General features: G+C 61.7%; 1 protein-coding gene. It reads right to left on the reverse strand.

The window, feature by feature from the left end; genetic code table 11:
* A partial coding sequence (locus tag Q0X97_RS11850) for a phage baseplate assembly protein V (RefSeq protein ID WP_302067762.1) occupies positions 1–360 on the reverse strand: 360 nt, incomplete at both ends.

The following is a 360-nucleotide window of genomic DNA, read 5'->3' on the forward strand; positions in this document are numbered from 1 at the left end:
GTTGGCCCAAGTGCGGATAACGTTGCGGGTGTTCCAATCGGCAGGGACGTGGTCGGGGTGGGAACTGTCGTGCATCACCCCCGAGATATACGGCCGGTCGGGATTACCTTGGACGAACGACAACATCACTTCGGTGCCTTCGTGCAGCGGGAAGTGTTGGCCGTAGGCGGGGCCGGCATACGGTTTGGCCAAGCGGATGGGTCGGCTTTCTCCGCCCGGACTCCACTCGTCGAGGTCGAACGGCAGTTTGACGCGGTAACGGCCCATACTGTCGAGATAGGCATAAGTGTAGTTACCGGGGCTGGTGATCCTGGCGGGCAGACTGCCTTGGATCTTCGGCAGCGGGGTAATCCGTTCGGG

It is taken from the genome of Neisseria sp. MVDL19-042950 (assembly GCF_030504625.1).
Lineage (GTDB): Bacteria > Pseudomonadota > Gammaproteobacteria > Burkholderiales > Neisseriaceae > Neisseria.